Origin of the sequence: Streptomyces sp. NPDC029674, assembly GCF_044903205.1 — a bacterium.
Taxonomy (GTDB): domain Bacteria; phylum Actinomycetota; class Actinomycetes; order Streptomycetales; family Streptomycetaceae; genus Streptomyces.
The window spans coordinates 290,053-316,697 of the sequence record NZ_JBJDPY010000003.1 but is presented as its reverse complement, the minus strand read 5'-3'; the positions used below and the strand labels follow the sequence as shown (position 1 = coordinate 316,697).

At 71.9% G+C, this 26,645-nt stretch carries 25 protein-coding genes and 1 pseudogene; 12 read left to right on the top strand and 14 right to left on the bottom strand.

The genetic code is table 11. The annotated features are described in order from the left end of the window. Positions 1-91: 91 nt before the first annotated feature. Positions 92-1,273 (top strand): thiolase C-terminal domain-containing protein, encoded by a 1,182-nt coding sequence (locus tag ACI2L3_RS08875; RefSeq protein WP_404751615.1) that lies wholly within the window; start codon positions 92-94, stop codon positions 1,271-1,273. Here the strand turns inward: ACI2L3_RS08875 and ACI2L3_RS08870 are convergent. Both ACI2L3_RS08870 and ACI2L3_RS08865 read right to left on the bottom strand, forming a co-directional pair. Further along, positions 1,244-1,504: a DUF397 domain-containing protein gene (locus ACI2L3_RS08870; RefSeq protein WP_404751614.1), complete on the bottom strand. Its 261-nt coding sequence runs from the start codon at positions 1,502-1,504 to the stop codon at positions 1,244-1,246. The two genes, ACI2L3_RS08875 and ACI2L3_RS08870, sit on opposite strands and share 30 nt — an antisense overlap. Next, on the bottom strand, positions 1,501-2,367 hold the full coding sequence (locus ACI2L3_RS08865) for a Scr1 family TA system antitoxin-like transcriptional regulator (protein WP_404751613.1): 867 nt from the start codon (positions 2,365-2,367) through the stop codon (positions 1,501-1,503). Before ACI2L3_RS08865 ends, ACI2L3_RS08870 begins: the two co-directional genes overlap by 4 nt. An 89-nt stretch (positions 2,368-2,456) precedes the next feature. Here ACI2L3_RS08865 and ACI2L3_RS08860 point away from each other — a divergent pair, with 89 nt between their 5' ends. Together ACI2L3_RS08860 and ACI2L3_RS08855 are read left to right on the top strand one after the other, a co-directional pair. Then, complete coding sequence (locus ACI2L3_RS08860) at positions 2,457-2,873, top strand: hypothetical protein (RefSeq protein WP_404751612.1); 417 nt, start codon at positions 2,457-2,459, stop codon at positions 2,871-2,873. Between the two features lie 32 nt (positions 2,874-2,905). Beyond that, positions 2,906-3,592 (top strand): pyridoxal 5'-phosphate synthase, encoded by a 687-nt coding sequence (locus tag ACI2L3_RS08855; protein WP_404751611.1) that lies wholly within the window; start codon positions 2,906-2,908, stop codon positions 3,590-3,592. A 42-nt stretch (positions 3,593-3,634) separates the two neighbouring features. On the opposite strand, the gene ACI2L3_RS08850 is transcribed toward ACI2L3_RS08855, so the two are convergent. Next, the gene (locus ACI2L3_RS08850; RefSeq protein ID WP_404751610.1) at positions 3,635-4,522 is read right to left on the bottom strand and encodes a GNAT family N-acetyltransferase; all 888 of its coding nucleotides are present in this window, start codon (positions 4,520-4,522) and stop codon (positions 3,635-3,637) included. A gap of 37 nt (positions 4,523-4,559) precedes the next feature. Continuing rightward, entirely contained in the window at positions 4,560-5,039 is a 480-nt protein-coding gene (locus ACI2L3_RS08845; protein ID WP_404751924.1) for a Zn-ribbon domain-containing OB-fold protein, read from the bottom strand. Positions 5,040-5,232: 193 nt separating this feature from the next. On the opposite strand from ACI2L3_RS08845, the gene ACI2L3_RS08840 reads away from it, so the two are divergent. From ACI2L3_RS08840 to ACI2L3_RS08825, 4 genes are all read left to right on the top strand, one after another. Beyond that, a complete protein-coding gene (locus ACI2L3_RS08840) occupies positions 5,233-6,396 on the top strand; it encodes a flavin-containing monooxygenase (protein ID WP_404751609.1) in 1,164 nt (387 codons plus the stop codon). A gap of 439 nt (positions 6,397-6,835) precedes the next feature. After that, entirely contained in the window at positions 6,836-9,061 is a 2,226-nt protein-coding gene (locus ACI2L3_RS08835) for an acetate--CoA ligase family protein (RefSeq protein WP_404751608.1), read from the top strand. Positions 9,062-9,152: 91 nt separating this feature from the next. After that, a complete protein-coding gene (locus ACI2L3_RS08830) occupies positions 9,153-10,010 on the top strand; it encodes an enoyl-CoA hydratase/isomerase family protein (RefSeq protein ID WP_404751607.1) in 858 nt (285 codons plus the stop codon). 58 nt (positions 10,011-10,068) lie between these two features. After that, complete coding sequence (locus ACI2L3_RS08825) at positions 10,069-10,692, top strand: flavin reductase family protein (protein ID WP_404751923.1); 624 nt, start codon at positions 10,069-10,071, stop codon at positions 10,690-10,692. Here the strand turns inward: ACI2L3_RS08825 and ACI2L3_RS08820 are convergent. Continuing rightward, on the bottom strand, positions 10,682-12,004 hold the full coding sequence (locus ACI2L3_RS08820) for an MFS transporter (RefSeq protein WP_404751606.1): 1,323 nt from the start codon (positions 12,002-12,004) through the stop codon (positions 10,682-10,684). The two genes, ACI2L3_RS08825 and ACI2L3_RS08820, sit on opposite strands and share 11 nt — an antisense overlap. A 71-nt stretch (positions 12,005-12,075) precedes the next feature. Between ACI2L3_RS08820 and ACI2L3_RS08815 the strand changes: the two genes are divergently transcribed. Continuing rightward, a complete protein-coding gene (locus ACI2L3_RS08815; RefSeq protein WP_404751605.1) occupies positions 12,076-13,095 on the top strand; it encodes a GlxA family transcriptional regulator in 1,020 nt (339 codons plus the stop codon). Here the strand turns inward: ACI2L3_RS08815 and ACI2L3_RS08810 are convergent. The 4 genes from ACI2L3_RS08810 to ACI2L3_RS08795 all read right to left on the bottom strand — a co-directional run bounded on the left by ACI2L3_RS08810 (position 13,027) and on the right by ACI2L3_RS08795 (position 17,833). Next, on the bottom strand, positions 13,027-14,265 hold the full coding sequence (locus ACI2L3_RS08810; RefSeq protein ID WP_404751604.1) for an MFS transporter: 1,239 nt from the start codon (positions 14,263-14,265) through the stop codon (positions 13,027-13,029). The two genes, ACI2L3_RS08815 and ACI2L3_RS08810, sit on opposite strands and share 69 nt — an antisense overlap. Positions 14,266-14,613: 348 nt before the next feature. Then, positions 14,614-15,663, bottom strand: coding sequence for a Zn-dependent alcohol dehydrogenase (locus ACI2L3_RS08805; RefSeq protein ID WP_404751603.1), 1,050 nt, complete (start codon positions 15,661-15,663; stop codon positions 14,614-14,616). 10 nt (positions 15,664-15,673) lie between these two features. Beyond that, complete coding sequence (locus ACI2L3_RS08800) at positions 15,674-16,897, bottom strand: acyl-CoA dehydrogenase family protein (protein WP_404751602.1); 1,224 nt, start codon at positions 16,895-16,897, stop codon at positions 15,674-15,676. Positions 16,898-16,909: 12 nt separating this feature from the next. Further along, positions 16,910-17,833: an SDR family NAD(P)-dependent oxidoreductase gene (locus tag ACI2L3_RS08795; protein ID WP_404751601.1), complete on the bottom strand. Its 924-nt coding sequence runs from the start codon at positions 17,831-17,833 to the stop codon at positions 16,910-16,912. Positions 17,834-17,916: 83 nt separating this feature from the next. Here ACI2L3_RS08795 and ACI2L3_RS08790 point away from each other — a divergent pair, with 83 nt between their 5' ends. Then, the gene (locus tag ACI2L3_RS08790) at positions 17,917-18,843 is read left to right on the top strand and encodes a cyclase family protein (RefSeq protein WP_404751600.1); all 927 of its coding nucleotides are present in this window, start codon (positions 17,917-17,919) and stop codon (positions 18,841-18,843) included. A 617-nt stretch (positions 18,844-19,460) separates the two neighbouring features. On the opposite strand, the pseudogene ACI2L3_RS08785 reads toward ACI2L3_RS08790, so the two are convergent. The 3 genes and pseudogenes from ACI2L3_RS08785 to ACI2L3_RS08775 form a co-directional block, all read right to left on the bottom strand. Beyond that, positions 19,461-19,883 (bottom strand): annotated as a pseudogene (locus tag ACI2L3_RS08785) (ATP-binding protein); the annotation flags it as partial. A 456-nt stretch (positions 19,884-20,339) separates the two neighbouring features. Continuing rightward, positions 20,340-21,194: an acyl-CoA dehydrogenase family protein gene (locus ACI2L3_RS08780; RefSeq protein WP_404751922.1), complete on the bottom strand. Its 855-nt coding sequence runs from the start codon at positions 21,192-21,194 to the stop codon at positions 20,340-20,342. 8 nt (positions 21,195-21,202) lie between these two features. Then, entirely contained in the window at positions 21,203-22,345 is a 1,143-nt protein-coding gene (locus ACI2L3_RS08775) for an acyl-CoA dehydrogenase family protein (protein WP_404751599.1), read from the bottom strand. A 157-nt stretch (positions 22,346-22,502) separates the two neighbouring features. Here ACI2L3_RS08775 and ACI2L3_RS08770 point away from each other — a divergent pair, with 157 nt between their 5' ends. Continuing rightward, positions 22,503-24,107, top strand: coding sequence for an AMP-binding protein (locus tag ACI2L3_RS08770; RefSeq protein WP_404751598.1), 1,605 nt, complete (start codon positions 22,503-22,505; stop codon positions 24,105-24,107). A gap of 19 nt (positions 24,108-24,126) precedes the next feature. Here the strand turns inward: ACI2L3_RS08770 and ACI2L3_RS08765 are convergent, their stop codons facing one another. Next, entirely contained in the window at positions 24,127-24,639 is a 513-nt protein-coding gene (locus ACI2L3_RS08765) for an EF-hand domain-containing protein (protein WP_404751597.1), read from the bottom strand. Positions 24,640-24,813: 174 nt separating this feature from the next. Between ACI2L3_RS08765 and ACI2L3_RS08760 the strand changes: the two genes are divergently transcribed. Continuing rightward, positions 24,814-25,275 (top strand): hypothetical protein, encoded by a 462-nt coding sequence (locus ACI2L3_RS08760; RefSeq protein WP_404751596.1) that lies wholly within the window; start codon positions 24,814-24,816, stop codon positions 25,273-25,275. Between the two features lie 23 nt (positions 25,276-25,298). Here the strand turns inward: ACI2L3_RS08760 and ACI2L3_RS08755 are convergent, their stop codons facing one another. After that, a complete protein-coding gene (locus ACI2L3_RS08755; RefSeq protein WP_404751595.1) occupies positions 25,299-25,673 on the bottom strand; it encodes an STAS domain-containing protein in 375 nt (124 codons plus the stop codon). 283 nt (positions 25,674-25,956) lie between these two features. On the opposite strand from ACI2L3_RS08755, the gene ACI2L3_RS08750 reads away from it, so the two are divergent. Continuing rightward, the gene (locus ACI2L3_RS08750; protein WP_404751594.1) at positions 25,957-26,529 is read left to right on the top strand and encodes a sigma-70 family RNA polymerase sigma factor; all 573 of its coding nucleotides are present in this window, start codon (positions 25,957-25,959) and stop codon (positions 26,527-26,529) included. Positions 26,530-26,645: the final 116 nt, after the last annotated feature.

The window sequence follows — 26,645 nt, the reverse complement described above, 5'->3', positions numbered from 1 at the left end:
GTTAGGACGGTGAGGATGATATGCACAGAGCGGCGGCAGGCGGGCCGCCAACCTGCTTACTGCGGAGCCGAGCTGATGTACCGTCAGATTTATGCATACCTCCGTCCGCCCCACTCCCCGCAAGGTCGCCGTCGTCGGTGTCGCCCTCTCGGACTGCGGGCGGGTCGACGAGGCCACGCCCTACGCCCTGCACGCCCAGGCCGCCCGCCGCACGCTCGCCGACTCCGGGCTCGGCCGCGACGTCATCGACGGCATCGCGTCGGCGGGCCTCGGCACACTGGCGCCGGTCGAGGTCGCCGAGTACCTGGGCCTCCGTCCCCGCTGGGTGGACTCCACCTCGGTCGGCGGCGCCACCTGGGAAGTCATGGCCGCACACGCGGCGGACGCGATAGCCGCCGGGCGGGCGAACGCCGTCCTTCTCGTCTACGGCTCGACTGCGCGGGCGGACATCAGGGCGAAACGGCGTACGTCCAACCTCTCCTTCGGCGCGCGGGGCCCGCTCCAGTTCGAGGTCCCGTACGGCCATTCCCTGATCGCCAAGTACGCGATGGCCGCCCGCCGCCACATGCACGAGTACGGCACGACCCTGGAACAGCTCGCCTCGGTCGCCGTCCAGGCGCGGGCCAACGCGGCGACCAACCCGGACGCGATGTTCCGCGACCCGATCACGGTCGACGACGTCCTCGGCGGCCCGATGATCGCGGACCCCTTCACCAAGCTGCACTGCTGCATCCGCTCCGACGGCGGCTGCGCGGTGCTGCTCGTCGGGGAGGAGTACGTGGCGGACTGCGCGTCCGAGCCGGTGTGGGTCCTCGGCGCAGGTGAACACGTCTCGCACACGACCATGTCGGAGTGGGACGACTTCACGGTCTCCCCGGCGGCGGTGAGCGGCCGCCTCGCCTTCGAACGGGCGGAGGTCACGCCGGGCGACATCGATGTGGCCGAGATCTACGACGCCTTCACGTACATGACGCTCGTGACCCTGGAAGACCTCGGCTTCTGCGCCAAGGGCGAGGGAGGCTCCTTCGTGGAGAAGGGCCGCCTGCTCCGGGACGGCGAACTGCCGACCAATACGGACGGCGGCGGCCTCTCCGCCCAGCACCCCGGCATGCGTGGCCTGTTCCTGCTGGTCGAGGCGGTACGTCAGCTCAGGGGGCAGGCGGGCGACGGCCAGGTCCGCCGCCCCGACGGCAGCCTGCCCGAGCTGGCGGTGGCGTCAGGGACCGGCGGCTGGTTCTGCTCGTCAGGAACGGTCGTACTCGGGCGCCGCTGACTTGAGGAACGTGGTCCACGCGGTGGGCGTGACCGTGAAGGTGGGCCCGCCCTCGTGGGCGGTCTTGGAGTCGCGGATGTGGATCGCGTGGGGGCAGGTGGCTACTTCTACGCACTCGCCGCCCTCGTTGTCGCTGTAGCTCGACTTGCGCCAGGTGTAGGCGACTTCGATGCAATCGCCGCCCTCGTTGTTGCTGTAGCTGCTCTTGAACCACGCCAACTCGGCGTTCATAGTTGCCCCGCCATCCTCTCGATCAGGTCTGCCGATTCCCGGGGCGTAAGCGCCTGGGCCCGCAGCGCGCCGAAGCGGTCGATGAGCTGGTTGACCTCCTGCGGCTTTGAGATCAACCTACCGCTGATCTGCCCCGCTTCGTAGGCGAAGTTGCGGCCCTCTGACGTGCTCAGAAGTTGGACCGGACCTGACATCCCTGCGTGCTCGCGGGTCTCCGTTGGCAGCACCTGCACCTTTAGATGGTGTCGACTACGCACGCACTCCAACACGTGCAGCAACTGCTTTCGCAGCACCTCCCGACCACCGATGGGGCGCTTGAGCACCGACTCCTCGATGACGTACCCGATCATTGGCGGTGGAGTACGGCTCAGCACCGCCTGCCGCTCCAACCGTGCCACCACGTTCTTCTCGATGACGTCATCGGCCAGCTGCGGCACCCGCTCCTCATACAGCGCACGGATGTAGTCCTCGGTCTGCAACAGCCCCGGGAACACCATGGTCTCGTACCCGCTAATGCTGGCCGCCGTTTTCTGGAGCCGCACCCACCCCACAAAGGTAGGCGGATACTTCTCCTCCTCCATCAGCGGAATGCACGCCTTCAGCGCGCCCCGCGCATCCAGCACCGCGTCCGCGTCCACCAAGTAGTTGGACGTGGGGATACGCTCGGCCCGCTCGTACGCGCCCGCCAGGGACTCCGAGACGAGCAGCCGCCCGGCGACGTCCTTGCGCGACATCCCCGACCGCTCGCGGAAGTTCCTGAGCAGGCCTCCCACAAGCCTCCGCGCCGGTGACGGGCCAGCCGTGCCCGCCCGCTCGGTCGTCGTCTTCTCAGTCTTCTCAGTCTTCTCAGTCTTCTCACCCATCACCACAACGCCACCACCCTCTCCACGACCTGCCGATGTGTCTCCTGCGCCTCTGGTCACGCTACGCAGTCACCCCGAACCTCGTAGTCATGACGAGAGAACTCACCCCTGATTGGGTACCGGCCTCCGGCCTCCAACTTCGACTGACGGGCGTGCACTTCGATGCCATCAGGGTCAGAGGCGTACGCGGCGAGGCCGTCCTGCACCACCTCGGCACGCTCACGGGGGGTGACCCGGGCCCGGTCATCCGCGAGGTGTCGGGGGGCCGCTGGAACTACTTCCTGCTCGCGCCCGGGACGAGCAAGGACTTCGAGTGGCCGCCGGGGGCGACGTGTCTGGGGCCGGCCGCGCGGGACCAGTACGTCGGCGTTCCGGCGCCGTACGGGAACACCTATCCGCTGAGCTGGCGGTGCGGCCCGCCACGGCTGGGGGTGTTCGTGGACGGGGAGCTGCTGCACGGCGTACTGATGGCACAGTTCGCGGAGGCACCGGAGTGGGCGGAGTGAGAGGGACGGCCGTCCCGCGCCACAATCGGCGCATGACCTCACCCGTTCCTCCCCCCGTCTCCCAGGAGACCTTCCGTGCGCTGCTCCGGTCCCAGAAGGTGTGGGACACCGAGCTCCCCGCCTTCGACCCGGCGCAGGCCCCGGCCGCGCCACTCCCCCTCTTCCACGCGTGGTTCGCGGATGCGGTGGCCGCCGGGCAGCCGGAGCCGCACACCATGCAGCTCGCGACAGTCGCGGAGGACGGCGGTCCCGACGTGCGGACCGTGATGCTGCACGACGCGGACGAGCACGGCTGGCACTTCGCCACGCACGCGAGCAGCACGAAGGGCCGCCAGCTCGCGGCACGGCCCGAGGCCGCCCTGCACTTCTACTGGGCGGCGCAAGGGCGGCAGATCCGGGTCAGGGGCCGGGTCACCACGGCGCCGCACGCCGAGAGCCTCGCCGACCTCCACGCCCGTTCGACCGGCGCGCTGGCCGCCGCGCTGGTCGGCCGCCAGAGCGAGGTCCTGCCGTCGTACGGCGAGCTGGAACGGTCGTCCACGGCCGCGTGGGAGCGCGCGCGGGCGGAGCCGGACGCGGACGCCCCGACGTGGACGCTCTACGTACTGGACCCGGTGGAAGCCGAGTTCTTCCAGGGTGACGCGCACCGCCGCCACCTGCGGCTCCGCTACCGGAAGGCGGCGGACTCGGCATGGGCGAGGGACCTGTTGTGGCCGTGACGGCGGCGGTGCGGGGCGCGGCCCGGGCGGCCAGGGGCCACCTCAGCCGGTGAAGTCGTACTGGGCGAAGTCCGCGACAGGGCGGTAGCCGATGCGCTGGTAGAGGCCGTTGCTGGTCGGGTTGGCCAGGTCCGTGAAGAGCAGGACCTCGGCCGCGCCCGCGTCGAGGGCGGCGCGGGAGACGGCGGCGGTGGCGGCGCCCGCGTAGCCGCGGCGGCGGAGGGGGGCGGGGGTGTAGACCGGCGCGACCCGGATCTGGCCCGCGACGGGGCGGGTGGCCCCGGCCAGGGCGACGGGGGTGCCGTCGGGGGTCTCCCAGAGGGTGGCGCCTCCGTACGCGAGGCGGGCGTCCGCCCAGTCGTAGGGGTCCATCGCGATGCGTTCGCCGGCCGCGGCGGCGAACTCCTCGTACCAGCGGGCCAGCAGTTCCCGGTCCGCTTCGGTGGCGACGCGGGCGCGGCCCGGCGGCGCGGGCTCGGGCGGGGTGAGGTCGCCGAGCCGGTACAGGCGCTGCCGCATGACGAGGGTGGCGCGGGCCCCGGTGCACTTCCCCCAGGCCTGCGCGAAGGCCTCCACGGTGGCCCGGTCGGCGCCGGCTCCGTGCGGCCGCGGACTGACGTCGGCGAGCCGCCGGGCGAGGGCGTCGGTGGCCTCGGTGGTGAGGGGCCCGAGGTACAGGCGATGCGGAGGCGTCCACATGAAGGTCCCCCGGACGACGCCGTCGTCCCCCTCGTACGTACCGAAGAGGGGCGCCTCATCCCCGTACGCCCGGGGCCCGTGCACCCGCATGGTGTCGGTGACGCTGAGCAGGACGGTGTGCAGGACGGGATCGCCCCGCAGGAACTGTCCACCACGGTCGATGAAGCGGTCGACGTCGTCGGTCAACTGCCACGAACCACCCGGTTCCTCCGGTGCTGATTCTGTAGTCATGGACGATGGTCCCGCAGAGCGCCGGTCGCCCGCCTCCCTATTCCGGGGCGGCCGGACGGGACGACGGGACGCGGGACGCAGCGGCGCGAAACACCGCGAACGAGACCCCTTCCCCCGCTTCCCCCGCTTCCCCCGCGTCACGGAATGTCACCTCCAACGGCATCCCGATCCGCAGCGCACCCTCCTCGCAGTCCACGATCTCGGTCATCATGCGGGGGCCTTCGGCCAAATCGACGACGGCGGCGACATAGGGGACGCGGCTGCCGAACGGCGGCAGATCGTTGCGGTGCACGACCGACCACGTGTAGAGCGTGGCCCGGCCGCTCGCCCGCTCCCAGGTGACGTCCTCGCTCCAGCAGCGCGGGCAGAACTCACGGGGATAGTGGTGCGCCGCCCCGCACGCCCCGCACCGGCGGATCAGCAGCCGTCCCTCGGCCGCCGCGTCCCAGTAGGGCCGGGTGAAGGCATCGACTTCGGGCAGATCGAAGCGCGGCGCGGCGCGCTGGTCCGTACGCATGCTCATCAGAGGTATCCGATCGCGGTCGACGGAGTGCGAGCCGACGGCTCACTCACCTGACGGTACGTCAGTTACCCACTCCCTGCCGCCCTTCACCCTCCCCCACCCTCCCCCCACCACCCCGTGATCGATTCGCAATGGGTTTCGGACTTGACCGTCACCCATCAAGTAATCACGCGGTTACTCTCCAGTCATGGCCGACTCCACCCCTCCGCTCACGCTCCGCCAGGACCGCCCGGTGTACGTCATCGGTGGCGGACCCGGCGGCCTCGCCGTCGCGGCGGCCCTGCGCGCACGCGACGTCCGCGCGGTCGTCCTGGAGAAGTCCGAACGCGTCGGCGCCTCCTGGCGCGCCCACTACGACCGCCTCCACCTCCACACCACGCGCCGCCTCTCCGCCCTGCCCGGACTCCCAATACCCCGGTCGTTCGGCCGCTGGGTCTCGCGCGACAACGTCGTCCGCTACCTGGAGAAGTACGCCGAGCACCACCGCCTCGACATCGTCACGGGCGTCGAGGTGACCCGCCTGGAGCGCACCGCCGACGACACGGGCTGGCTGCTGCACGCCACCGGCGGACGCGAACTCACCGGCAGCTCGGTGGTGGTCGCCACCGGCTACAACCACACCCCCCACCTGCCGGACTGGCCCGGCCGCGCCTCCTACACCGGCGAACTCCTGCACGCCGCCGACTACCGCAACGCCCGCCCCTACGCCGACAAGGACGTCCTGGTCGTCGGCGTCGGCAACACCGGCGCCGAGATCGCCGTCGACCTGGCCGAGGGCGGCGCCTCCCGGGTCCGCCTCGCCGTCCGCACCGCCCCGCACATCGTGCGCCGCACCACGGCGGGGTGGCCCGCCCAGCGCACGGCGATCCTGTGCCGGAGGCTGCCGGTCGCCCTGGTCGACCGCCTGGCCCGCCCCGTCACCCGAGCCGGCGTCCCCGACCTCTCCGCACACGGGCTCCCACGCCCCGACACCGGCCTGTACTCGCGAGTGAAACAGGGCTCGATCCCGGTGCAGGACGTCGGCCTGATCGACGCCGTCCGCAAGGGCCGCGTCGAACCGGTCGCCGCCGTGGAATCCTTCGAGCCCGACAAGGTCACCCTCACCGACGGCACCCGTATCGCCCCGGACGTCGTAATCGCCGCCACGGGCTACCGCCGAGCCCTCGATGACCTGGTCGGCCCCCTCGACGTACTGGACACACGCGGCCACCCGACCCCCCACGGCCCCCGCACCGCCCGCCAGGCCCCCGACCTGTACTTCACCGGCTTCACGAACCCCATCAGCGGCATGCTCCGCGAACTGTCCCGAGACGCGGAAAGGATCGCCAAGGCGATAGCCCGCCAACGGTAGGGGGCAGGCCGCCAGCGGCAGGGGGAGGCTGCCAGCGGTAGGGGGAGGCCGCCCGAAGGGCGCCTCCCAGGGGCGCGGGGAACTGCGCGCCCAGCCACGAACCAGCCCGCACCCAAAGAACAACCGGGAAGGCCGCCCGAAGGGCGCCTTCAGGGGCGCGGGGAACTGCGCGCCCAGCCACAAACCAGCCCGCACCCAAAGAACGCCCCCACCACCAACGGGGCCCGAGGCCGATTCGCGACCTTGGCACCGTGCGGATTCTGCGCTTCCGTAGACGCGTACAGCTGAGCAGACAAGTACCGCACCCGCAGCCGCCCGAGGCTTTGCACGCAACCCCGTTCCTGACACGCCGTCAGTTCAGTAACCTGACTGGGCGTCAGATAAAAGGCGCCGGGCAAGGCGCCAGACACGTGCTGTCACACAGGGAGCGGGCGGACCGATGCTTGGATCGACTCACGGCACCTTCACCACCGACCCCCGCCGCGCCCACGTCGTGGCCTGCGGCGAACTCCCACCCGGCGCCGTCCACGGCAGAGCCGTCACGGCGGACGACCTGGACGTCAGCGGTCGCCCGCTGTACTCCGGCGTACCGGACCTGGACCGCTTCTTCCGCCCGAACTCCGTCGCCGTCGTCGGCGCCTCGGACGCCGAGGGCCGGCCCAACACCGGCATCACCCGCCAGCTCATCGCCTGGGCGGAGCGGGTCGGCGCGCGCCTGCACCCCGTGCACCCCACGCGTCAGTCCGTCTTCGGCATCCCCTGCTTCCCTTCCGTCGCGGACCTGCCCGAACAGGTCGACCTGGCCGTGCTCCTCGTCGGCGACCCGCTGCCCGTCATCGAGCAGCTGGCCGAGGAGAAGGTGCGGTTCGCCGTCGCCTTCGCCTCCGGGTTCGCCGAGACCGGCGAGGAGGGGGCTGCCGCCCAGGCCCGCCTCGCCGCCGCCGTCCAGCGCTCGGGCCTGAGACTGCTCGGACCCAACACCAACCTCAACGCCTTCGAGCACTTCCGTGCAGACCTCGAAGGACCCGCCATCGCGCTCATCACCCAGTCCGGCCACCAGGGCCGGCCCGTCTTCGCCATGCAGGAGCTCGGCGTACGCCTCTCCCACTGGGCGCCCACCGGCAACGAAGCCGACCTGGAGACCTCCGACTTCATCTCCTACTTCGCCGAACGGCCCGAGGTCGGCGCCATCGCCTGCTACGTCGAGGGCCTCAAGGACGGCCGCGCCTTCCTGCTCGCCGCCGACCGGGCAGCCCGGCGCGGCGTGCCCGTCGTCGCCGTGAAAGTCGGCCGCACCGAGACCGGCGCCCGCACGGCCGCCTCACACACCGGCAAGCTGACCGGCGCCGACGCGGTGGTGGACGCGGCGATGCGGCAGTTCGGCGTGGTCCGCGTCGACGGGCTCGACGAACTCCAGGACACCGCGGCACTGTTGGCGCGGGCCCGCCCGCCCGCGGCCGACGGCGTCGCCGTCTATTCGATCTCGGGCGGCACGGGCGCGCACTTCTCGGACCTGGCGACGGAGGCCGGACTCTCCCTGCCCACGCTCTCCGAGGCCAAGCAGGCGGAGCTCCACCAGTGGATACCCGAGTACCTGAACGTCGCCAACCCCATCGACAACGGCGGCCACCCCGTCGGCGACTGGCGCGGCCGCAGAATCATCGACGCGATCCTCGACGACCCTCAGGTGGGGGTGTTGATCTGCCCGATCACGGGCCCCTTCCCGCCGATGAGCGACAAGCTCGCGCAGGACCTGGTGGACGCGGCGGAGCAGACGGACAAACTGGTGTGCGTGGTGTGGGGCTCGCCCGTCGGCACCGAGGACGCCTATCGCACGACGCTCCTCGGCTCCTCGCGCGTTGCCACCTTCCGCACCTTCGCCAACTGCATCACGGCGGTGCGCGCGCATCTGGACCACCACCGCTTCACGACCGGCTACCGCTCCCCCTTCGACGAGGCGCCCCGCACCCCTTCGCCCTCCTTCCGCAAGGCACAGGCCCTGATGCGGCCCGGCCAGCAGCTCAGCGAGCACGCGGCGAAGCAGCTGCTGCGCGCGTACGGCATCCGGGTGCCGCGGGAGCAGCTGGTGACCAGCGCGGCGGCGGCCGTCCGGGCGGCCGGACTCGTCGGCTATCCCGTCGTCATGAAGGCGTCGGGGCCGCAGCTCGCGCACAAGACCGAGCTGGGCCTGGTGAAGATCGGCCTGACCTCGGCGAGCCAGGTGCGGGACGCCTACCGGGAGCTCACGGACATCGCCCGCTACGAAGGCGTCGCGCTGGACGGCATCCTGGTCTGCCAGATGGTCGAGCCGGGCGTCGAGATGGTCGTCGGCGTCACGCACGACGCGCTCTTCGGGCCGACCGTGACGGTCGGGCTCGGCGGCGTGCTCGTCGAGGTGCTGCGGGACGCGGCCGTGCGGGTGCCGCCCTTCGGCGAGTACCAGGCGAAGGCGATGCTGTCCGAGCTGCGCGGGCGCGCGCTCCTCGACGGGGTCAGGGGGGCGGCGCCCGCCGACGTCGACGCGCTCGTCGAAGTCGTGCTGCGCGTCGAGCGGATGGCGCTGGAACTCGGCGACGACCTCGCGGAGCTCGACATCAACCCCCTGATGGTGCTGCCGCGCGGGCAAGGGGCTGTCGCCCTCGACGCGCTCGCCGTCTGCCGGTGACCTACGGCGTACCCACGCCCGCACCCACGCCCGCACCCATCCCCGCATCCGCCCCCGCGCCCGCCCCCGTACGAAACGGAGCCACTCCCCCATGACAGCCTCCCCCGAACCCCGCGACCGACCGGACGCCGATCCCCACGACGCCCCCCACGAACCCCTCGACTCATTGATACGGCACACCACTGACAAAGCCGTCTCGTGGATCACGCTGAACCGGCCCGAAGCCATGAACGCCCTCACCCCCGACCAGCGCGAACGCGTCATCACGCTGCTCGGCGAGGCGTCCGGCGACCCCGCCGTACGGGCCGTCGTGATCACCGCGACCGGCAAGGGGTTCTGCGCGGGCGCCGACCTGCGCGGCGCATCCGTCGACCCGGGCGAACGCGTGCCCGGTGACGTCGCCCGCACCATCCGGCAGGGCGCCCAGCGGCTGATCGCGGCGGTCCTCGACTGCGAGAAGCCGGTGATCGCCGCGGTGAACGGCACGGCGGCGGGCATCGGCGCCCACCTGGCGTTCGCCTGCGACCTGGTCATCGCGGCCGAACCGGCCAGGTTCATCGAGGTGTTCGTGCGCCGCGGCCTGGTACCGGACGGCGGCGGCGCCTACCTGCTGCCCCGCCTCATCGGGCCGCAGCGAGCCAAGGAGCTGATGTTCTTCGGGGACTCCGTGTCCGCCGCCGACGCCGAACGGATGGGGCTCGTCAACCGCGTCGTACCGGCCGACGAGCTGGCGAAGACCGCACGGGAGTGGGCGGAGCGGCTCGCGGCCGGGCCGACCCGCGCGCTCGCCATGACCAAGCAACTGGTCAACGCGTCACTGGAGTCGGACCGCGCGACGGCGTTCGCGGCGGAGGCGGCGGCCCAGGAGATCAACATGACCACGGCGGACGCGAACGAGGGCGTCACGAGCTTCGTCACCCGCCGCACCCCGGCGTACCAGGGCCGCTGACCTCTTCACATCTGACGCCCCGTCAGCTTCAATGGTCGGTGTGATGGGACACGCAGGGATGGCGGCCACCGCTGTTCGATACCTCAGGTCGGTCGGGGCCCGCACCACTACGGCTTCCGTGGACACACCACCGCAGGCACTGCCCCGCCCTCAGCTGCGAGCGGTCGGCGACGACGAGCGGGCGCCGCTCGACCGGGGCGAATTCCGGCGCGTGCTGGGGAACTTCGCGACGGGCGTCACCGTGATCACGGCCCCGCCCGCGGGAGACGCCGGGGAAGGCGCGGGCCCCGCCGGCTTCGCCTGCCAGTCCTTCGCCTCCCTCTCCCTCGACCCGCCCCTGGTCTCCTTCATGGTGGCGCGTACGTCGACGACGTGGCCGCGCATCGCGCGCGCGGGCGTCTTCTGCGTCAACATCCTCGGCGCCGACCAGGGCGACCTGTGCCGCGCCTTCGCGGTGAGCGGCGCCGACAAGTTCGCCGGGGTGGCGTACGACGCGGCGCCGGTCTCCGGCTCCCCGCGCCTCGCCGGGGCGCCGGCCTGGGTCGACTGCACGATCCAGGCCGTGCACACCGGTGGCGACCACCTCATCGTGGTGGGCAGGGTGGACGCGCTCGGCGCGACCGAGGACGACGCCGACCCGCTGCTGTTCCACCGGGGGGCGTTCGGCCGCTTCACCCGCTGATAGCCGGAACCGACTGCTCCGAGTCGCGGCGCCGGATCACCAGCGCCATCAGCGCCGCCGCCGCGCACAGCGCCCCCGAGGCGTACCAGACCACGTCGTACGAGCCGAAGGCGTCCCGCGCCACGCCCCCGAGGAACGCGACCAGGGCGGCGCCCACCTGGTGTGAGGCGAGGACCCAGCCGAAGACGATCGCGCTGTCGTCGCCGTACTGCTCGCGGCAGAGGGCGAGGGTCGGCGGGACGGTGGCGACCCAGTCCAGGCCGTAGAAGACGATGAAGAAGATCATCGGCGGGTGGACGGTGGGCGCGAGCAGGATCGGCAGGAAGAGCAGCGAGCCGCCGCGCAGCGCGTAGTAGACGGCGAGCAGCCGCCGCGCGTCGAAGCGGTCCGTGAACCAGCCCGACGCGACGGTCCCGATGATGTCGAAGACGCCGATGACCGCGAGCAGCGATGCGGCGGCCGTGACGGGCATGTGGTGGTCGTGCGCGGCGGGCACGAAGTGGGTCTGGATGAGGCCGTTCGTCGAGGCGCCGCAGATCGCGAAGGTGCCCGCGAGCAGCCAGAAGGGGCCCGTGCGGGCGGCCTTGAAGAGGACGGTGACCGCGCGCCGCGCCGCTCCGGGGACGGGCGCGGGCTTGGGCACGAACTCGTCCGAGCCGTAGGGCTTCAGGCCGACGTCGGCCGGGTGGTCCCTGAGCAGCAGCCATACGAAGGGGACGACCACCAGGGCCGCGAGCGAGACCGTGACGGTGGCGGGCCGCCACTCGTGCGTCTCGACGATCCAGGAGAGGAGCGGCAGGAAGATCAACTGGCCGGACGCGGAGGCGGCGGTGAGGATACCGGTGACCAGACCGCGCCGTTCGGTGAACCACCGGTTGGTGACGGTGGCGGCGAAGGCGAGCGCCATCGAGCCCGAGCCGAGCCCGACGAGCAGGCCCCAGCAGAGCAGCAGCTGCCAGGCGGAGTCCATCCACACGGTCAGACCCGACCCGCACGCGATTACGACCAGCGCGACCGCGACGACCTTGCGGATGCCGTAGCGGTCCATGAGCGCGGCGGCGAACGGCGCGGTGAGTCCGTAGAGCGCGAGGTTGAGTGAGACCGCGAGCCCGACCGTGCCTCGCGACCAGCCGAATTCGTCGTTCAGCGGATCGAAGAGGAGACCGGGCAGCGAGCGGAAGGCGGCGGCGCCGATGATCGTCACGAAGGTGACGGCGGCGACGAACCACGCGCGGTGGATACGAGGGGTACGACGCCGGGGCGTGCTGCTCGGCGGGGTGCTCCGCGCGGGCGTCTCGGTTGTCTGGGTCACGTCATTCAGGATCCGAGAGTGGTCCGTCCCGAACGAGTGGCCCGAGGGACAGCGTTCGCTAGGATCGGGCCATGGCCCACGCACCGGAGACCGCCACCGCCACCGACGCTCCCCAGGACCGGCACCGCGTCGTCGTTCTCGCCCTGGACGGCGTGATCCCCTTCGAACTGGGCATCCCGCAGCGGATCTTCAAGGGCGCGCGCACCCCGGAGATGCGGCGCCTGTACGACGTCGTGACCTGCTCGGTCCGCCCGCCCGGCCCGATCCGCACGGACGCCGACTTCGCGATCCTCGTCGAACACGGCCCGGAGGCGCTGGCCACCGCCGACACCGTCGTGATCCCGGCGTCGTACGAACTGGGCCCCGTCTACGAAGAGGGCCGCCTCACCGAAGAACTCGCCGCCGCCCTCGCCCACATCCGGCCCGGCACACGGCTGGTCTCCATCTGCACGGGCGGCTACATCCTGGCCGCCGCAGGCCTCCTCGACGGCCGCCCCGCGACCACACACTGGTCGTCGGCCGACCACTTCCAGCAGCTCTTCCCCAAGGTCGACGTCGACGCGGACGTGCTGTTCATCGACGACGGCGACATCCTGACGTCGGCGGGCGTGGCCTCGGGCATCGACCTGTGCCTCCATGTCGTACGCCGGGACCACGGCACCGCGGTCGCCAACGAGGTGGCCCGCCGCACCGTCGTACCGCCCCACCGCGACGGCGGCCAGGCCCAGTACATCCACCGGCCGCTCCCCGACCCGCAGTTGGCGACGACGCGGACGGCGCGGGCCTGGGCGCTCGGCCGTCTCGACCAGCCGCTGCAACTACGCGACATGGCCGAGCAGGAGTCGATGTCGGTCCGCACGTTCACCCGGCGGTTCCGTGAGGAGGTCGGCATCAGCCCCGGCCAGTGGCTCACCCAGCAACGCGTGGAGCGGGCCCGCCACCTCCTGGAATCCACCGAACTCTCCGTCGACCAGGTGGCGCGGGACGCCGGATTCGGCACGGCCCAGTCGATGCGGCAGCACCTACAGGCCGCGCTCGGAGTCACCCCCACCGCATACCGCCGCACGTTCCGCCACGTCATCACGGGCTGAACTCCCGCGCCCCGCCACGGGCTTGGCCTCCCCCAGCACACCGACCAACGTCAGTACGACGCCGAGCGCCACGCCCGCCAGGATCGCCGTCGACGGCGAGACGACGCTCAGCAGCCCGCCGGCCAGCGAGCCGCTCGCCGCGTAACCGGCGCCCACGGCCGCGTACATCACCGAATAGCCCGCGGCCAGGGCGCTGGGCGGCAGCAGCTCGCGCAGCGACAGGTTCCGGGTGAGCATGGCGCCCGCCTGCAACACCCCGGCGGCCCCCAGAACACCGAACATCCACCACACACCCGGCACCACGGCCACCAGAGCCAGGCACCCGCAGAGCCCCGACATCAGCACCGCGCTCTGCGTCCGCAACCGCCCCGGCCACCGCCGCAGCCCGTACACGAACGACCCGCCGGCCGACCCCACCGCGAGCACCACCAGCAGCGGGCCCGCCCAGCCGACGGCGATCCCGCGCTGCTCGAGCAGCGCGGGCAGCAGCAGCTCCGCGAGCGCCAGCATCGACAGACTCGCCGCGCCCGTCACGAAGACCGGCCAGGCCCGCACGAGGATCCGCGCCATCGACTCGCCGCCCCGGTCTCCCGCGTCCGACTCCCACCCCGCGGGCAGCATCCACAGGCCCGCCACCGAGGCGGCCATCAGCAGCCCGGCCCCCAGCAACGGCAGGGCCGGGTCCACGCCCAGCGCAAGGCCCGTCACGGCGGCGGGCGCGACCGCCCAGATCCCGAAGGTCAGCATCGACTCGAGCGCCAGCGCCTGGGCGACGGCCTTCTCCGGCACGAGACTCGTCAGCAGCGCGCGCAGGCCGCCCGGCGCGGCGGCGGGTCCGGCACCCGCCAGGAAGGCGAGTCCCCCCAGTACGACGGGGTGCGTGCCCGGCAGGGCGCCAAGGCCCGCGAAGGCGAGCGCCCCCACGGCGAGTCCCACAGCGAGCTGTGGGCGCGCCCTCTCCGGCCTCATCCGCATCCCGAGCAGCGGGGCGCCGACGATCTCGCCCACGACGTACGCGGCGGCGAGGGCCGCGCCCAGGGTGTAGCCGCCCGGGCGCTCCCTCACCAGAAACACGAGGGCGAGCGGCGCGGCCGCCACGGGCATCCTGGCGCCCACCGCCACGATCCCCCACCGCGCGACGCCCCCCGAAACAACCTCCCGATACCCCATCCCCCGACGCTAACCACCCCGCTCCGTCGGGGCGCCCCATTTTCCGTCCCCCGCCTCTGAATGCCCAACTCCCTCAGGCCAGAACAGACCCGCCGCTTCGCGGCGGATGCATCCCACCCACCCGCCCGTGCGCCCCGCGACGCAGCTGCCAGGTAGGGGCAAGGACGGGAGCCCCCACCGGGTCGCAGGCGCACGCGCTCGCGAGGGGGTGTGGGGGTATGTGCGAACGGAGCACCGAGCGAACTCTGGCGTCTTTGGACTTGAGGCGTGACGCAGGGATAGCGAGTACGCACATACCCCCGCGCCCCCGCCCCACAGACGGGCAATAGGCGCGCCCCGCCAGACCCCTCAGAACGTAAGCACCCCCCGAGCCACCCTCCCCGCCCCCGCATCCGCAACCGCCTTATCGAAGTCCTCCAGGGCATACGTCGCCGTCACCAACTCGTCCAGGAGCAGGTGGCCGGTCCGGTACAGATCCGCGTACAGAGCGAAATCGCGCTGGGGGCGCGAACTCCCGTACCGGCAGCCGAGGATCGACTTGTCGAGGAACATCGAGGAGACGACGAAGGACGCCTCGGCCGTGGCGGTCGGCATGCCGAGCAGGACGGCCTGACCGTGCCGGTCCAGGAGGTCGACCGCCTCGCGGACGAGCTCCACGCGGCCCACGCACTCGAAGGCGTGGTCGGCCCCGGGCGGCAGTATGTCGCGCACCCCCTCCGTAGAGGAGAGGAAGTGCGTCGCGCCGAAGCGCCGCGCCACCGCCTCCTTCTCCGGATTCGCGTCGACCGCGACGATCGTCGCCGCCCCGGCGATCCGCGCGCCCTGCAGCACGTTGAGCCCGATCCCGCCCGCGCCGATCACCACCACCGTGTCGCCCCGCCCGACCCGCGCCCGGTTGAGGACCGCCCCCACGCCCGTCACCACCGCGCACCCGATCAGCGCCGCCGAGGTCAGCGGGATGTCGTCCGGGATCTTGACGGCCTGTACCGCCTTGACGACGGTGCGTTCCGCGAAGGCGGAGTTCGCCGCGAACTGGTACACGGGGGTGCCGCCCCGGGAGAACGGCTGGTCCGGCATGCCGATGGCCCGTCGGCACATCGTGGGCCGGCCCCGGTGACACTCGCCGCACGTACCGCAGTTGGCGATGGTGGAGAGCGCCACATGGTCCCCGGGCGCCACATGCGTGACCCCTGCCCCCACCGCCTCGACGACCCCGGCCCCCTCGTGCCCGAGCACCACCGGCACCGGGAAGGGGATGGTTCCGTCGATCACCGAGAGGTCGCTGTGGCACAGTCCGGCCGCCCCCACCGTGACCAGCACCTCCCCCGGCCCCGGCGCCCGTATCTCCAGGTCGTCGACGACCTCGGCCTGCTTCCCGTCGAAGACAACGCCCCTCATCGCGCACCCCTCACCGAGACCCCTTGGCCTCTCTCGGCAGACCGAGCACCCGCTCGGCGATGATGTTCCGCTGGATCTCGTCCGAGCCGCCGTAGATGGTGTCGGCCCGGGTGAAGAGGAAGAGGCGCTGCGTGGAGTCGAGTTCGTACGGAGTGGTCGGGGACCAGGCCTCCGGTCCGACGGCGGCCGCAGCCCCCCGCACCTCCATCGCCAGCTCCCCGAGCCGCTGATGCCACCCACCCCACAGCAACTTGGCCACGCTGGCCGCCCCCGCGCCCCCACCAGCACCCCCCAACGTCCGCAACGCGTTCCACCGCATCACCCGTAACCCCGCCCACTGCCGCACAAGCCGGTCCCGCAGCACCGGGTCCCGTACCGCCCCGGAGGAGACGGCGTCGCGGACCACGCCCGCGAGTTCCTCCGCGAAGCCGATCTGCTGCACGAGCGTGGAGACGCCGCGCTCGAAGCCGAGCAGCCCCATGGCGACCCGCCAGCCGTTGCCCTCGCCGCCCACCACATGGGCGGCACGCACGCGTGCGCCGTCGAAGAAGACTTCGTTGAACTCGCTCGTGCCGGTCAGCTGGCGGATGGGGCGGACCTCGATCCGTCCCGGCTGGTCCATCGGCACCAGCAGGAACGACAGCCCGTGGTGCCCCCGCCCCAGCCCCGGTCCCCGGGAGCCCTCCTCCGTACGCGCGAGGACGAAGCACCAGTCGGCCTCGTGGGCGAGTGACGTCCACACCTTCTGGCCCGTGATCCGGTACGTGCCGTCGCCGTCCCGCACCGCGCCCGTCCGCAGTCCGGCGAGGTCGGACCCGGCGCCCGGCTCGCTGTACCCCTGGCACCACAGGGTCTCGCCGCGTGCGATGGGCGGCAGGAACTCGTCCTGCTGCTCCCGGCTGCCGTACGCGAGGAGCGTCGGCGCGAGGAGGTTCTCGCCGATGTGTCCGTAGCGGCCGGGCGCCCGCACGCGCGCGTACTCCTCGGCCCAGACGACCTGCTGGGTCAGCGTGGCTTCCCGATTTCCGTACGAGGTCGGCCCCCACCCGAGCCCGATCCATCCCCCCTTCCCCAACTCCCGCTCCCAGGCACGCCGCACCGCCCCGTCCTCGTGCTCACTGCCGGGCCCGCCACTCCCCGCCACATCGGCGAACCCACCGGTCAGATGCTCCGCGAGCCAGGTCCGCGCCTCCGCACGGAATTCCTCGTCCTCGGGACCGAACCCGAAATCCACAGCCCCGCCCGCCTACGCGTCCGGCCGTTCCCGACCAGCCGCCGCCTTAGCCGCCGCCTTCGCCATCGCCTCCAACTGCGCCAGCAACGGCATCGGGTCCGTGCCCACCGTCCCCGGCAGGAAGTCCGCGATCTTCTCCGGGGTCCACGCCCCGTCGGCGTACCCGGCGCGCAGCTCGCGCGGCTGCGCCCATACGGCGATCTTGGGCCCGGCGATCGTGTAGACCTGCCCGGTGATCTCCTCCTCGCGCGCCCGGTCGCTCAGCAGATACACGACCAGCGCGGCGACGTCCTCCGGCTCGCCGATCTCCTTCAGCTCCATCGGTACGTTCGCGGACATCCGCGTACGCGCGACGGGTGCGACCGCGTTGGCCGTCACCCCGTACTTGTGGAGCCCCAGCGCGGCGCTGCGCACCAGCGAGATGATCCCGCCCTTCGCGGCGCTGTAGTTGGCCTGCGCGACGGACCCCTGGTGGTTGCCGCTGGTGAAGCCGATCAGGGTGCCCGAGCCCTGCTTCCGCATCACGGCCGACGCGGCGCGGAAGACGGTGAAGGTGCCTTTCAGGTGGGTGGCGACGACCGGGTCCCACTCCTCCTCGGACATGTTGAACAGCATCCGTTCGCGCAGGATGCCGGCGACGCACACCACTCCGTCGACGCGCCCGTACTCGGCGAGGGCGACGTCGACGATCCGCTGGCCGCCCGCCATGGTCGAGATGTCGTCGGCGACGGCGACGGCGTCCCCGCCCAGCGCCTGGATCTCCTTGACCACGGCGTCGGCCACCTCGCTGGTCGGCTCGCCGCCCGCCACGGAGACGCCGTAGTCGTTGACGACGACCTTCGCCCCCTCGGCCGCCGCGGCGAGCGCGACGGCCCTGCCGATGCCGCGTCCGGCGCCGGTCACGGCCACCACCTTGCCTGCCAAGAAGTTCCCCACGCCGGCCCCTTCCCGAGGTTTCTGACGACCCGTTAGATTTTATGGCCCGTCAGACGGCGGAAGACAAGACCCAGGGAGGGCCCATGTCACTGCCCCCGGAGTTCCACGACATCGCCAAGCGCGTGAACAACTGGGGGCGTTGGGGCGCCGACGACGAGGTCGGCACGCTCAACCTCGTCACCGACGACGTCGTCCGCGCGGCCGCCGGCGAGATCCGCTCCGGGCGCCGCGTCGCGCTCGCGCTGCCGCTCAAGGAGGACGGCGTACAGACGGGCCTGATCCCCGGCCGCGTGAACCCGCTGCACACCATGGTGCAGATCAACCAGGAGCTGTTCGGCCCCGGCACGGTCGCCACCAGCGACGACGCGGTGACGATGGGCCTGCAGACGGCCACGCACTGGGACGCCCTCACCCACGTGTCGCACTCGGGAAAGATCTACAACGGCCGTCCCGCGACGAGCATCACCGCCCACACCCGCGCCCGGTTCAGCGGCATCGACAAGGTCCCGCACATCGTCTCGCGCGGCGTCCTGCTCGACGTCGCGCGCGCCAAGGGGCTCGACCGGCTGCCCGGCGATCACGCCGTCACACCCGAAGACCTGGACGAGGCGGCGGAGTTCGGGGGCGTCACGGTCCGGGCGGGCGACATCGTGCTCGTACGCACGGGACAGATCCAGGTCTACCTGGCGGGCGACAAGCACGCGTACGGCTATCCCTCACCGGGGCTTTCGGTGCGTACGCCCGAGTGGTTCCACGCGCGGGACGTGGCGGCGGTCGCCAACGACACCCTCACCTTCGAGATCTTCCCGCCGGAGACCGAGAACCTGTGGCTGCCCGTGCACGCGCTCCACCTGGTCGAGATGGGGATGCTCCAGGGTCAGAACTGGAATCTGGAGAACTTGTCCACAGCCTGTGCACAAGTTTCCCGCTACACGTTCCTGCTCTCGGCGATGCCCGAGCCGTTCGTCGGCGGGACGGGCACTCCGGTGGCGCCGGTCGCCGTGCTCTGAACGCACCACGCGTCACCAAGAACCGCACCGCGAACACCGCACCCGCCCCGGACGGCGGCGCGTCGGCTTCCGCCCCGAGCGCGCCGCCGCGCACGCCACCGTCCGGCTCCGGCACTCGGTCCCGTCCTCTGCGGCCACGAAGGGACTGACGCCGAAAGCGCGACCCACACTTCGTCGAGGACCCCCGTCACTGGGCACCCTCGACGTCCCCTCGCAGCGAATCGCTGCACACAAGCGTGATCAATCGGACACCGCACGTCAACACCCGCTCGGGGATTAGTGAGGTATGCCCCTTTTGTCACACCCGCGCACAGGCGCGCGCACCGTGGCACAGGACGGCGCATACGGGCTCAGGGCCCGGCTCAGACCGCCTCGTAGGCGATGTCGGCGTCGCCGTAGGCCGTCCTGTTGTAGACCGTCCCGCCGTAGGCCTTCGCGCCGTAGACGGCCCCGGCCCCGTCACACGCCGTGACGCCGTGCGGCGTCGCGTCGTAGGCCCGCGCCACGCAGGGTGCCGCGTCGTGGGCCTGGACGTCACAGGTCGTCGTGTCGTAGGCCCTCGCGTCGTAGGCCGCCCCGTCGTGGGTCGTCCCCTCGAACGCGACCGCCGCGACACCGGGCTCGCACCGGTCCACCTCGCACCAGATGCTCTTGCCCGAGCCCTCCGGCTGCCAGCCCCAGCGGTCGGCGAGGCCGTCGACGAGCTCCAGGCCGCGGCCGTTGGTGTCGTCACCGTCCGCGTGCCGCTGCGCCGGTGGCCGGGCGCTCATGTCCGCCACCTCGACCCGGACCGTCCCCGGCACGTCCGGGCCTGTCTCGTCGGCCGGGCCGCCCGGAAGCAGCATGCGCAGCACGGCCGGGCAGCCCGTGTGCACGACGGCGTTGGTGACGAGCTCCGAGATCAACAGGATCAGGGTCTCGGCCACTGGCTCATCGGCTTCTATCCCGGAGCCCGCCAGTCGTGAACGGGCCCAACGCCTGGCCCGTCCCACTTCTGCGGGGTCGGCCCCGACCTCCAGCTGAACTTGAAGCACCTGCACCGCTCACACCATCCGAACCGGCGGACACATCGCCTCGCGACTCCACAGGGTCACCGAACGTGATCCCCTTGGGAGACAGCATGATTGACGTTCAGTCACCCCAACAAGCGCTTCGGGCATATTCCAGCGCGAAGGAGTACGCGTGCTGCATACTGTGCGACGCGCGCCGCGGGGGGTCGAACAGGCGGTGGCATCGCCCCGCCCTGTCCTGCGAGCGGCGCGCATTGCCGGGTGCGGCGCCGCCACATGGGCAGCACCGGCATGGCTCGGCCTCTGAACCACTCGCATCTCACACAAGGTACCCGAGCCGGACACCGACTCCATGCCGTGACGAGTCACGCGTAGGACACAACCCGATATCGACGCTCAGTAGTCTCCGCGCGAGCGGGCCCAGCCGCACACAACAACCTCCGAAAACCCCTTATATCGGGCAGACCAATTTTTTGGGGCGGCCCCTCAGAGCGCCTCGGCCAGCTCCTCCTCGGCGTCCCGCGCCGACCGCCCCAGCTCGGCCCGCACCCAGGCCCGCTTGAGGTGCAGATGCACCTCTGCCTCCCAGGTGAACCCCATGCCGCCGTGCACCTGGAGGCAGTCGCGCGCGTTGCGCACGGCCGCGTCGTCGGCGAGCAGCTTGGCGGCCGACGCGTCCAGCGTGTCCCCGGTGACGGCCGCCGCGTACACGGCGGCGCGGGCCAGTTCGGACCGTACGAGCATCTGTGCGCACAGGTGTTTCACCGCCTGGAAGGCGCCGATGGGCCGGCCGAACTGCTCACGGCGCCGGGCGTGTTGGACGGCCGTCTCGCAGCTGCGGGTGGCGCTGCCGAGCTGTTCGGCGGCGTAGAGGAGGGCTCCCCGGGTGAGGCTTCCGGCGGGCGGCACCCGGTGCAGCGGCGTCAGCGGGTCGACGGAGCGCAGCGGCACCGCGTCCGTCACGTCGCCCCGCACCACGTCCGCCTCGTCAAGCCACGGCACCAGCGAGCCGTCGACCGCGGTCACCACGGCCTCCCCCGTCGCGGCGCCCGGCACGACCCCGGCCGCGAGGAACGACGCCACCGCGGGCCCCGGCAGCAGGGCCCGCCCCGCCTCCTCGAAGATCAACACGGCCTCCGGGAGCCCCAGTCCGACCCCGCCCTCCGCCTCGGGCAGGGCCAGCGCGAAGAACCCGGCCCGCCCAAGGTCGCGCCAGAGCACTCGGTCGACACGGGCCGTCAGGCCGTGAGCCATGGCGTCACGCAGGGAGAACCGTCCCTGGAGCAGCTGCCGCATGCCGTCCCGCAACGCGCGCTGTTCGTCGCTCAGTTGGAAGTCCACGCGGACGCTCACCGCCCCTTCGGCAGGCCGAGGATCCGCTCGGCCACGATGTTCTGCTGGATCTGAGAGGTCCCCGCGGCGATCGTGTACGAGAGCGAGGAGAGGCGGTCGAGGGTCCACTCGTGCCCGAGGTCGAGGGCGCCCGCGCCGAGGACCTCGGCGGCGGCGTCGTACAGCTCCTGGCGTGCGTGCGAGTAGCGCAGCTTGAAGACCGAGCCGCCCACGCCCGGCACCCCGCCCGTGCGCTGCGCCTCGCTCACGTTCCACTGCGTGAGCCGCCACAGCCCGGCGAACTCCGCGCTCAGGCGTCCGAGCCTGCGGCGCAGCGCCGGGTCGTCCCAGCGGCCGTTCGCGCGGGCCTCGCGGGCCAGCTCGCCGAGGACGCGCCGGCAGGCCACCACCTCCCCCACGAAGGCGGTGCCGCGCTCGTAGGAGAGGGTCACCATCGTCACGCGCCAGCCGTCGTTCTCGTCGCCGACGCGGTTGGCCACCGGTATCCGCACCTCGTCGAGGAACATCTCCGCGAACTCGGTGGACCCGGCGAGGGTGCGCAGCGGGCGCACGGTGATGCCGGGCGCGTCCATCGGCATCGCGAGCCAGGTGATGCCCCGGTGCTTGGGCACGGTCTCGCTGACCGGTGCCGTGCGCACCAGGAGCTCGCACCAGTCGGCGACCTCGGCGTGGGAGGTCCAGATCTTGGACCCGCTCACTACGTAGTGGTCGCCGTCGCGCCACGCGCGCGTGCGCAGCGACGCGAGGTCGGACCCGGCGTCGGGTTCGCTGAACCCCTGGCACCACACCTCGTCGCCGCGCAGGACGGGCGGCAGCCACCGCTCGCGCTGTGCGGGCGTGCCTTCGGAGGCGATGGTCGGACCGGCGTGCAGGAGGCCCACGAAGTTGGCCCCCACGTAGGGGGCGCCCGCCTTCTCCGTCTCCTCCAGGAAGATGAGCCGCTGCGTCGGGGAGGCGTCCCAGTGGACCTCTCCGTAGCCCGCGTCGTACAGCATGCGCTGCCATGCGGTGTCGTAGGCGCGGCGGCCCGGCCAGTCGTGGGGGGAGGGCTTGGCGGGGAGCTTCGGCAGCACCGCCGTGAGCCACTCGCGCAGCCCGGCCCGGAAGGCTTCCTCCTCGTCGGTGTACGTGAGGTCCATGCGGCTCCTACGTGTCCGATACGCGAGCTGACGCTCCGTCAGACGGCAGGCTAGCCCCGCGCCCCTGGACCGACAAGGCGCCGGGGCCTACGCTCTCGGCAGCATCTGACTGACCGTCAGTTCAGCGAGTCGGACCCGTCGGCCGGGAGGGGATCGCATGAGGACCTCGGAGAACGAGACCGCGTACGAGGAGAACAAGGCCGCCTACGAACTGGGCGCGTCCCGCACCCTCTGGGAGCTGGTCGCGCGCCGCGCCGCCCTCACCCCCGACAGGCCCGTCCTCATCCAGGCCGCCGACGATCCCGCGGACGACCGCACGCTCACCTTCGGTGAGCTGCGGGACCGCGCCGAGCGCGTCGCCGCCGGGCTGTACGAGAGGGGCGTGCGGCCCGGCACGGTCGTCGCCTGGCAGCTGCCCACCCGCATCGAGACGGCCGTGCTGTCCTTCGCGCTCGCCCGGCTCGGCGCCGTCCAGTCGCCCGTCATCCCCTTCCACCGCGACCGCGAAGTCGGCTTCGCCCTGCGGGAGTCGAAGGCCGAGTTCTTCGCCGTGCCGGGCGTCTGGCGCGGCTTCGACCACACGGAGATGGCGCGCAGGCTCCGCACGGGCCACGACATCGAGGTGTTCGAGGCGTACGAGTCGCTGCCCGAGGCCGACCCCGCCGTGCTGCCCCCGCCGCCCTCCGACGGCACGTCGGTGCGCTGGATCTACTGGACGTCGGGCACCACGTCCGACCCCAAGGGCGTGCTGCACACGGACCGTTCCCTCATCGCGGGCGGCTCGTGCCTGGCCCACGCGCTGCGGCTGACGGCGTCGGACGTCGGCTCGATGGCGTTCCCCTTCGCGCACATCGCGGGCCCCGACTACACCGTGATGCTGCTGCTCTACGGTTTCCCCGCGGTGATGTTCGAGCACTTCGCGCTGCCCGCCGCGCTCGACGGCTACCGGCGGCACGGCGTGACCGTGGCGGGCGGGTCGACGGCGTTCTACTCCATGTTCCTCACCGAACAGCGCCGGATGCCGGAGGGACGGAAGGTCATCCCGACCCTGCGCCTCCTCGCGGGCGGCGGGGCACCGAAGCCGCCGGAGATCTATTACGCCGTCGTACGCGAGATGGGCTGCCAACTCACGCACGGGTACGGCATGACCGAGGTGCCGATGATCACCATGGGCGCCCCGGACGACACCGCGGAGAACCTCGCGACGACCGAGGGGCTACCTCCGGAGGGCATGGAGATCCGCATCACCGACGCGGACGGCACCGTGCTGCCGCCCGACACGGACGGCGAGGTGCGGCTGCGCGGCGAGGCCGTCTGCCAGGGCTACGTGGATCCGGCGCAGAGCGCGGACGCCTTCGACGCCGACGGGTTCCTCATCACCGGGGACCTCGGCCGCCTCAAGAAGACCGGGCATCTGGTCCTCACCGGGCGTGCGAAGGACATCATCATCCGCAAGGGGGAGAACATCTCCGCCAAGGAGATCGAGGACCTGCTCCACCAGCACCCGGCCGTGGGCGAGGCCGCGGTCGTCGGACTGCCCGACCCGGAGCGCGGCGAACGGGTCTGCGCGGTGGTCGAACAGCGGGAAGGCACGGGTGTGTTGTCGCTGGAGGCGGTCACCGCGTACCTGCGCGGGGAAGGCCTCGCCACCTACAAACTGCCGGAGCAGCTGGAGCTGGTCGAGGCGCTTCCCCGCAACGACACGCTGCGCAAGGTCCTCAAGTACAAGCTGCGGGAGCGCTTCTCCGGCTCCCGGGCGTGACCCTACCGAGGCGCCGCGATCACTCGGGGACGGTGAAGTACTGGGCGAAGGCCGTCACGATCTCCTGCTCCGAGACCCGGCCGTCGTGGTCCACGTCCAGGGCGGCCGCGACGCCCTCGGCGATCTCCTCGGGCACGCCCAGCGCCTTGAGCGCGCGCTTGGCCTCCACGGGGGTCACCGCGGCATCCGCGTCACCGTCGGCGACGTCGATCGCCGCGTGCAGGAACGGCCGGGCGATCTCGGCGAACCGGTCCGGGTTGTCCCGCAGCCGCTTCACCGCGCCGCCCACGAACTCGTCGCGGGTGATGCGCTGGTCGCCGTCGCGGTCCGCGATCCCGGCCATGCCCTGCCAGAAAGCCTCGGCCCCGATGTAGAGGGCCTGCCCCTTCTCGGACCGCGCCGTCGCGTCGAACTCCGTGCACAGGGCCGCCGCCGCCGTGCTGAAGTCCTCACGGGAGATGTAGCCGTTGCCGTCCTGGTCGAAGGTGGCGAACCGGGCCGCGATCCTACGCTCGTACTCGGCACTGTCCATGATCTTCGGGCCGCCTCACTTCCGCGGTTGGGTGCGTGCTCAGGGGGTGTGTCCCCGGCAGCGAGCGTACGTCCTCGCAGGCCACCGGGGGGCGGGAAAGCGTCGCTTGTGTCAAGACCGCCGGAATTCCGGGACAAGAGCGTGCCACGGGAGTGATGTGCTGCACTGTCCTGCGTGGAAGCGGTAGCGGCGAGTGTCATAGCGGTCCTCGGAACCCTGCTGGGTGCGGGGATCACCCACTCCTTCCAGCGGAGGGCGATCGAACGGACGGAGCGGTTCACGCGGGGCGAGAAGCTGCGGCAGGAACGGATCGACGCGTACTGCGCGTACGCGGGCGCGCTGGTCAACTACCGGCGGATACTGGTCGACCGCTGGTTCAGCAGGGCGGAGAACCGGCACGAAGAGAGCGAGGAGTCCCGCTTCCGCTCGTACGAGATGCGGTCCGAGGCCCAGGAGGCGCTGTTCCGCGTGCAGTTGCTCACCAGCGACGACGACCTCGTACGGCTCGCGTGGGAGACCCTCGACCACGTCGCCGAGGTGCACAGGGCCGACGACCGCGACGAGCTCGCCGAGCGGCGCCGCGTCTCGCGCGACGCCATCAACTCCTTCGTGGCGATCGCGAAGCGGCACGTGTAGAACAGGCCCACAGGCCCCGCGTGCTAGGCGGAGAGCGGTGTAGCCCCGTCGTCCAGCGCCGCCGGCACGTCCGGGAAGACCTCGAAGAGCCTGCGCACGCCGAGCGCCGCGAGGACCCGGTTGACGTGCGAGCCGTCCTCGGCGCCCTGGGCGGGCAGTATCAGCCGCAGCCGGCCCTGGAAGGAACGGATCAGCCGCCGGGTGGCGATCAGCACACCGACGCCGCTGGAGTCGCAGAACAGCACTTCGGAGAGGTCGAGCACGATACGGCGGCGGCCGTCGGCCACGGCGTCGTGCACGCGCTGGCGGACCATCGGCGAGGTCATCAGGTCCATCTCACCGGAGACGCACAGCACGGCCCAGCCCGCCTGCTCGGCCACTGTCACCTTGAGCGTCACGCGCCACGCCTCTCGCTCGCCCTCACCTGCCCCGCCGTCGCGGAGTGATCCGGAAGCAGTCCTTACGTTTCGTTCAGCTTCGGCTGCCCCATCCGTCCCTCCATGAAACACCAGCAGGCCACCGTCAATATCATCCGGCCTCCACCGGGGAGCGGGCTTTGCCGCAATCAAGAGTGGTTCGTCAGCGGCGCCGACTACATTCGAGGGAGCGACAGCACCAGGAGCAGGGAACTCGAAGTACCGTTCGAGTAGGCAGCACAGGGCAAGCGCACGAGGGGGCCGCATGCCGAAGGACGCGCCGCGGCGCTGGGACCGCCGGATGCAACAGCGGCTCGCGCACGGAGAAGCCGCCGCGCTGGGAGAGCTCTACGACCGCTTCGCCTCGCTCGTGCACGGCCTCGCGCACCGCGTCCTCGGCGACGTGGCCGCCGCCGACCGCGTCACCCGCGAGGTCTTCGGCCACGTCTGGGAGAACCCCGACGCGTACGACCCGCGGCAGGGCCCCCTGCGCTCCTGGATCGCCACCCTCACCCACCAGCAGGCCGTCCGCCGGCTCCGCCAGACCGAGTCCGCCGCCCTCGCGCGCGGCGGCGAGGGCACCAGGGAGGACCTGGAGCGCAAGGTCCGCCGGGCCTCCGCCGCGGCCCGCGCGGACTACATCGTCACGGCCATGCCCACCCCGCTCCGGGCCGCCCTGGAGCTCGCCTACTTCCAGCGCCGCGACTACCGCCAGACGGCGGCCGACCTCGGCGTCACCGAGGACGAGGCCCGCCGCAGGCTCCGCCTGGGCCTGCAACTGCTCTCCACGGCCAACGACGCCCCCACCCGCTCGTCCGGCCCCGGAGCGGCGCTGTGACCGGCGCCGACCGCCCCGAGCCCCACGACGAGCCCGACCGCACCGAACCCGACCGCACCGGGCCCGACGGCACCGCGCCGCGCATACCGACACCGCGCGCCTCCATAGAGGACACC

What these genes read in the sequence shown, in the direction of transcription:
- ACI2L3_RS08875 (WP_404751615.1), top strand. Translation starts at nt 92, where the DNA reads ATGCATACCTCCGTCCGCCCCACTCCCCGCAAGGTCGCCGTCGTCGGT.
- ACI2L3_RS08870 (WP_404751614.1), bottom strand. Translation starts at nt 1,504, where the DNA reads ATGAACGCCGAGTTGGCGTGGTTCAAGAGCAGCTACAGCAACAACGAG.
- ACI2L3_RS08865 (WP_404751613.1), bottom strand. Translation starts at nt 2,367, where the DNA reads ATGGGTGAGAAGACTGAGAAGACTGAGAAGACTGAGAAGACGACGACC.
- ACI2L3_RS08860 (WP_404751612.1), top strand. Translation starts at nt 2,457, where the DNA reads ATGACGAGAGAACTCACCCCTGATTGGGTACCGGCCTCCGGCCTCCAA.
- ACI2L3_RS08855 (WP_404751611.1), top strand. Translation starts at nt 2,906, where the DNA reads ATGACCTCACCCGTTCCTCCCCCCGTCTCCCAGGAGACCTTCCGTGCG.
- ACI2L3_RS08850 (WP_404751610.1), bottom strand. Translation starts at nt 4,522, where the DNA reads ATGACTACAGAATCAGCACCGGAGGAACCGGGTGGTTCGTGGCAGTTG.
- ACI2L3_RS08845 (WP_404751924.1), bottom strand. Translation starts at nt 5,039, where the DNA reads ATGCGTACGGACCAGCGCGCCGCGCCGCGCTTCGATCTGCCCGAAGTC.
- ACI2L3_RS08840 (WP_404751609.1), top strand. Translation starts at nt 5,233, where the DNA reads ATGGCCGACTCCACCCCTCCGCTCACGCTCCGCCAGGACCGCCCGGTG.
- ACI2L3_RS08835 (WP_404751608.1), top strand. Translation starts at nt 6,836, where the DNA reads ATGCTTGGATCGACTCACGGCACCTTCACCACCGACCCCCGCCGCGCC.
- ACI2L3_RS08830 (WP_404751607.1), top strand. Translation starts at nt 9,153, where the DNA reads ATGACAGCCTCCCCCGAACCCCGCGACCGACCGGACGCCGATCCCCAC.
- ACI2L3_RS08825 (WP_404751923.1), top strand. Translation starts at nt 10,069, where the DNA reads ATGGCGGCCACCGCTGTTCGATACCTCAGGTCGGTCGGGGCCCGCACC.
- ACI2L3_RS08815 (WP_404751605.1), top strand. Translation starts at nt 12,076, where the DNA reads ATGGCCCACGCACCGGAGACCGCCACCGCCACCGACGCTCCCCAGGAC.
- ACI2L3_RS08810 (WP_404751604.1), bottom strand. Translation starts at nt 14,265, where the DNA reads ATGGGGTATCGGGAGGTTGTTTCGGGGGGCGTCGCGCGGTGGGGGATC.
- ACI2L3_RS08805 (WP_404751603.1), bottom strand. Translation starts at nt 15,663, where the DNA reads ATGAGGGGCGTTGTCTTCGACGGGAAGCAGGCCGAGGTCGTCGACGAC.
- ACI2L3_RS08790 (WP_404751600.1), top strand. Translation starts at nt 17,917, where the DNA reads ATGTCACTGCCCCCGGAGTTCCACGACATCGCCAAGCGCGTGAACAAC.
- ACI2L3_RS08775 (WP_404751599.1), bottom strand. Translation starts at nt 22,345, where the DNA reads ATGGACCTCACGTACACCGACGAGGAGGAAGCCTTCCGGGCCGGGCTG.
- ACI2L3_RS08770 (WP_404751598.1), top strand. Translation starts at nt 22,503, where the DNA reads ATGAGGACCTCGGAGAACGAGACCGCGTACGAGGAGAACAAGGCCGCC.
- ACI2L3_RS08765 (WP_404751597.1), bottom strand. Translation starts at nt 24,639, where the DNA reads ATGGACAGTGCCGAGTACGAGCGTAGGATCGCGGCCCGGTTCGCCACC.
- ACI2L3_RS08750 (WP_404751594.1), top strand. Translation starts at nt 25,957, where the DNA reads ATGCCGAAGGACGCGCCGCGGCGCTGGGACCGCCGGATGCAACAGCGG.